This is a genomic window from Streptomyces synnematoformans (assembly GCF_039531005.1).
Lineage (GTDB): Bacteria > Actinomycetota > Actinomycetes > Streptomycetales > Streptomycetaceae > Streptomyces > Streptomyces synnematoformans.
The window spans coordinates 1-3,463 of record NZ_BAAAPF010000491.1 but is presented as its reverse complement, the minus strand read 5'-3'; the positions used below and the strand labels follow the sequence as shown (position 1 = coordinate 3,463).

Annotated in this window: 5 protein-coding genes; 2 read left to right on the top strand and 3 right to left on the bottom strand. The window is 77.4% G+C overall.

What is annotated here, in order from left to right:
- Positions 1–97 precede the first annotated feature (97 nt).
- On the top strand, positions 98–406 hold the full coding sequence (locus ABD317_RS34930; RefSeq protein ID WP_344295653.1) for an AzlD domain-containing protein: 309 nt from the start codon (positions 98–100) through the stop codon (positions 404–406).
- Between the two features lie 38 nt (positions 407–444).
- On the opposite strand, the gene ABD317_RS34925 is transcribed toward ABD317_RS34930, so the two are convergent.
- Positions 445–1,350, bottom strand: a complete 906-nt coding sequence (locus ABD317_RS34925) for a hypothetical protein (protein WP_344295651.1) — start codon at positions 1,348–1,350, stop codon at positions 445–447.
- Between the two features lie 91 nt (positions 1,351–1,441).
- Between ABD317_RS34925 and ABD317_RS34920 the strand changes: the two genes are divergently transcribed.
- Positions 1,442–1,636: a DUF3046 domain-containing protein gene (locus tag ABD317_RS34920; RefSeq protein ID WP_027752675.1), complete on the top strand. Its 195-nt coding sequence runs from the start codon at positions 1,442–1,444 to the stop codon at positions 1,634–1,636.
- Positions 1,637–1,724: 88 nt separating this feature from the next.
- Here the strand turns inward: ABD317_RS34920 and ABD317_RS34915 are convergent, their stop codons facing one another.
- Both ABD317_RS34915 and ABD317_RS34910 read right to left on the bottom strand, forming a co-directional pair.
- The gene (locus ABD317_RS34915) at positions 1,725–3,146 is read right to left on the bottom strand and encodes a sensor histidine kinase (protein ID WP_344295646.1); all 1,422 of its coding nucleotides are present in this window, start codon (positions 3,144–3,146) and stop codon (positions 1,725–1,727) included.
- A gap of 12 nt (positions 3,147–3,158) precedes the next feature.
- The coding region (locus ABD317_RS34910; RefSeq protein ID WP_344295643.1) for a winged helix-turn-helix domain-containing protein at positions 3,159–3,463 on the bottom strand (305 nt) is incomplete at its 5' end.

Here is a 3,463-nt window from a genome sequence, read left to right as displayed (position 1 = left end):
TGCCGCTGGTGCGGGCGCTGCACGCGGGCCGAACGCGCGGGCGCGCGCGGGGGGGCGCCGCCGCGCGGGCCGACGGCCTGCGGGCGGAGGGCGGCGCGTGAACACCTGGCTCGCGATCGGGCTGACCTTCGCCGGCTGCTACGCCGTCAAGCTGCTCGGCCTCTCCGTACCCGCGGGCGCCCTGGAACGCCCCCTCGTGCGCCGCCTGGCCGCTCTGCTGCCGGTCGCGCTGCTGGCCGCGCTCACCGCACAGCAGACGTTCGCCGACGGCACGTCGCCGGCCCTCGACGCCCGCGCCGCCGGACTCGCGGCCGCCGGGGCGGCGCTGCTGCTGCGGGCGCCGTTCCTGGTCGTCGTGGCCGCCGCGGTGGTCCTCACCGCGGCCGCACGGGCCGTGGCCGGCTGACCGGGCCCGGGGGCGCGGGCCGGGTCTCCCGCGCGCCTTCAGAGCCTCCCGTACGCCCGCAGCGTCAGCAGCGCGTCCAGCGTCGCCATCGGCCGCGCCTCCAGCTCCGCCCCCGGCGACCAGCGCCGCCACGCCACCGGCCACCCGCCGTCCGCCCGCTGGTTCGCCGCCAGGAAGTCCAGCGACCGCGCCATCTCCGCGTCGCTGAACCACCGCCGCGCCAGCGACCCCGGCCGCCTGGCGTAGTCGTGCGGATGGTGGTGCTCGCCCGGCACGTGCCCCTCCGCGGCCGGCTGCGCGCCCGCCCGCCCCGGCTCCAGCAGCACCAGCCGCTCGGCGCGCACCAGCCGCCCCAGCCGGTCCGCGGCGGCCTCCGCCCGCCGCCGGTCGGGCACGTGGTCGAGGAAGGCGACCGCCGCCTCCGCCTCGTACGGGTGGCTCCGGCGCAGCGACTCGACGGCGTGCCAGCAGAAGTCGGTGGCGCGGAAGAGCCAGGCGTGCCAGACGTCGTTGCGGTGCAGCAGCCCCACGACCGGCGCGGTGGTCAGCAGCGCGCTCGGCGGGTCCGCCGGGACCGGCAACCACGGTGCGGCCGGGTAGCCGCGCAGCGAAGGGTGCACGGCGGGCAGGGCGCCGTCGGGGTTGGAGACGGCGGTCAGATAGCGGCAGACGTCCTCGGCCCGGCGGCCGGTGCAGCGGCCGAGGGAGTCGAGGACGCGGAGCGCGTGCGCGGTGTGCAGCGGCTGGCTGACCGGGCCGCGCAGATCGGGGTCCAGGGCGTGCCCGTAGCCGCCGTCGGCGTTCCGGTACGCGTCCAGCGCCTTCTCCACCCCGTCGGTGTCGGCGCCGCCCGGCACGAAGTGGTGGGCGAACCGGCGCTGCTCCAGCACGCGGGCGGTCTGCCAGATGAAATCTGCGGCGCGGGCCTGCGGGGAGTCAGCCATGAGGCGACGTTACGAGCACGGCGCCGCCGGCGGGGAGGCCAACGGGCGGGGAGCACTCTCAGGTGCACGTAACGGGCGGGATAATGGACGCATGCGGTTGACGGTCTTCTGGCAGCGGATGCGCGACTACTTCGGCGAGCCCTATGTCGACTCCTTCGCCCGCGACCACGTGATGTCCGAGCTGGGCGGCCGCACGGTCCGCGAGGCGCTGGACGCCGGGTGGGACGCGCGCGACGTGTGGCGCGGGGTGTGCGCGGCGATGGACATCCCCGCGGAGATGCGCTGAAGGGGCGCCCGCGGCCGTCGGCGGGCGCGCTGGTCGCGATCCCGGCGACGGCGACGCTGCCGGCGCTCCGCTCCGCGTACGTGCGCCGCTAGGCGTCCTGCCCGCCGCCCTCCGGAGCGGTCCGCGGCACCGCGATCGTCACCCGCAGGCCGGCCGGCTCGTTGCGCTCGTACGAGATCCGTCCCCCGCCCGCCGCCAGCAGCGCCCGGGCGATGGACAGCCCGAGCCCCGAGCCGGAGACGTTCTGGTGCCGTCCGCTGCGCCAGAAGCGGTCGCCGATGCGGCTCAGCTCCTCGTCGGTGAGCCCCGGCCCCGCGTCGGCGACCGCGACCGTCACCGTGTCGCCCGCCGCGGCCACCCGCACCTCCACCTCGCCGCCCGCCGGCGAGAACTTCACGGCGTTGTCGACCACCGCGTCCAGCGCGCTGGACAGCGCCACCGGGTCCGCCCAGCCGGTCACGGCGGCGGCGCCGGAGCGGAACAGCCGCACGTCCTGCGCCCGGGCCAGCGGCCGCCAGCTGGCGACCCGCTCCGCCGCCAGCCCCGCCACGTCCGTCAGCCGCGGGTCGGCGGGGGAGTGCTCGGCCTGCGCCAGGTCCAGCAGGTCGTCCAGGACCCGGGCCAGCCGGGTGCCCTCCGCCTGCACCGAGTCGATCTCCGCCGCGGCGCGCGGCGCCTCCAGCCGCAGCAGCTCGATGCGCAGCAGCAGCGCGGACAGCGGGTTGCGCAGCTGGTGGGAGGCGTCGGCGACGAAGGCGCGCTGCTGCTCCAGCACGTCCTCGACGTGGTCGGCCATCTCGTTGAACGAGCCGGCCAGCCGGCGCAGCTCCGGTGGGCCGCCGGCGGCGGCGACGCGGGACTTCAGCCGGCCGGTGGCGATGTCGTGGGTGGCCTTGTCCAGCACGCGCACGGGCCTGAGCACCCAGCCCGTCAGCCGGTACGCCGCCGCCACCGCGACCGTCATCGCGGCGGCGATGCCCGCGCCGAGCCACAGCCAGCCGGTGAGGGTGCGCGAGCGCATGGCGCCGGTGGGCGAGTCGGTGACCACGACGGCGACCACGTCCCCGTCCCGTACGACGGGGGAGGCGACGGTCAGCCGGCCGTCCTGCCAGGGCCAGACCTGCGCGGGGTCGTGGCTGCGGCGGCCGGCCAGCGCCTCGGCGAAGGCGTGCTCGCCCGGGCCGGCGGCCATGGCCCGCCAGCCGGCGGGGGCGGCGGCCATGGCGGTGCGGTCGCGGTAGTACACGCCGGCGCGGATGCCGTAGAGGTCGTGGTAGCGGCGCAGCTCCTCCTGGAGCGCGCGCAGCCGCTCGTCCTCGGCCGGCGCGCGGGCCTCGCTGCGGGAGGCGACGTACTGCGCGAGCGAGGCGAAGCGGGCGGTGTCGTCGATACGGTCCACGATCACGCGCTGCTGCTCATGCCCGGCGATCCGGTCGGCGAGCGGGAAGCCGAGCGCGAGCAGCATGCCCGCCATCAGCACGATGAGCAGCGGGAGCAGCCGGGTGCGCATACGGGCCCGGGCTCAGCCGGCCGGCGGCGGCACGAGGCGGTAGCCGACGCCGCGCACCGTCTCGATCAGCGCGGGCAGGCCGAGCTTGCCGCGCAGGGAGGCGATGTGGACCTCCAGGGTCCGGCCCGTGCCCTCCCAACTGCTGCGCCACACCTCGCTGATGATCTGCTCCCGCCGGAACACCACGCCCGGGCGCGCCGCGAGCAGGGCGAGCAGGTCGAACTCCTTGCGGGTCAGCTGCACCTCCGCGCCGCCGACGCTGACCCGGCGCGAGTTCGGCTCCAGCGTCACCGGGCCCACGACGAGGGGCGCCGCGG

Bases quoted from the DNA above. Each gene is read 5' to 3' on its own strand.
- ABD317_RS34925 (WP_344295651.1), bottom strand. From the start codon at position 1,350: ATGGCTGACTCCCCGCAGGCCCGCGCCGCAGATTTCATCTGGCAGACC.
- ABD317_RS34920 (WP_027752675.1), top strand. From the start codon at position 1,442: ATGCGGTTGACGGTCTTCTGGCAGCGGATGCGCGACTACTTCGGCGAG.
- ABD317_RS34915 (WP_344295646.1), bottom strand. From the start codon at position 3,146: ATGCGCACCCGGCTGCTCCCGCTGCTCATCGTGCTGATGGCGGGCATG.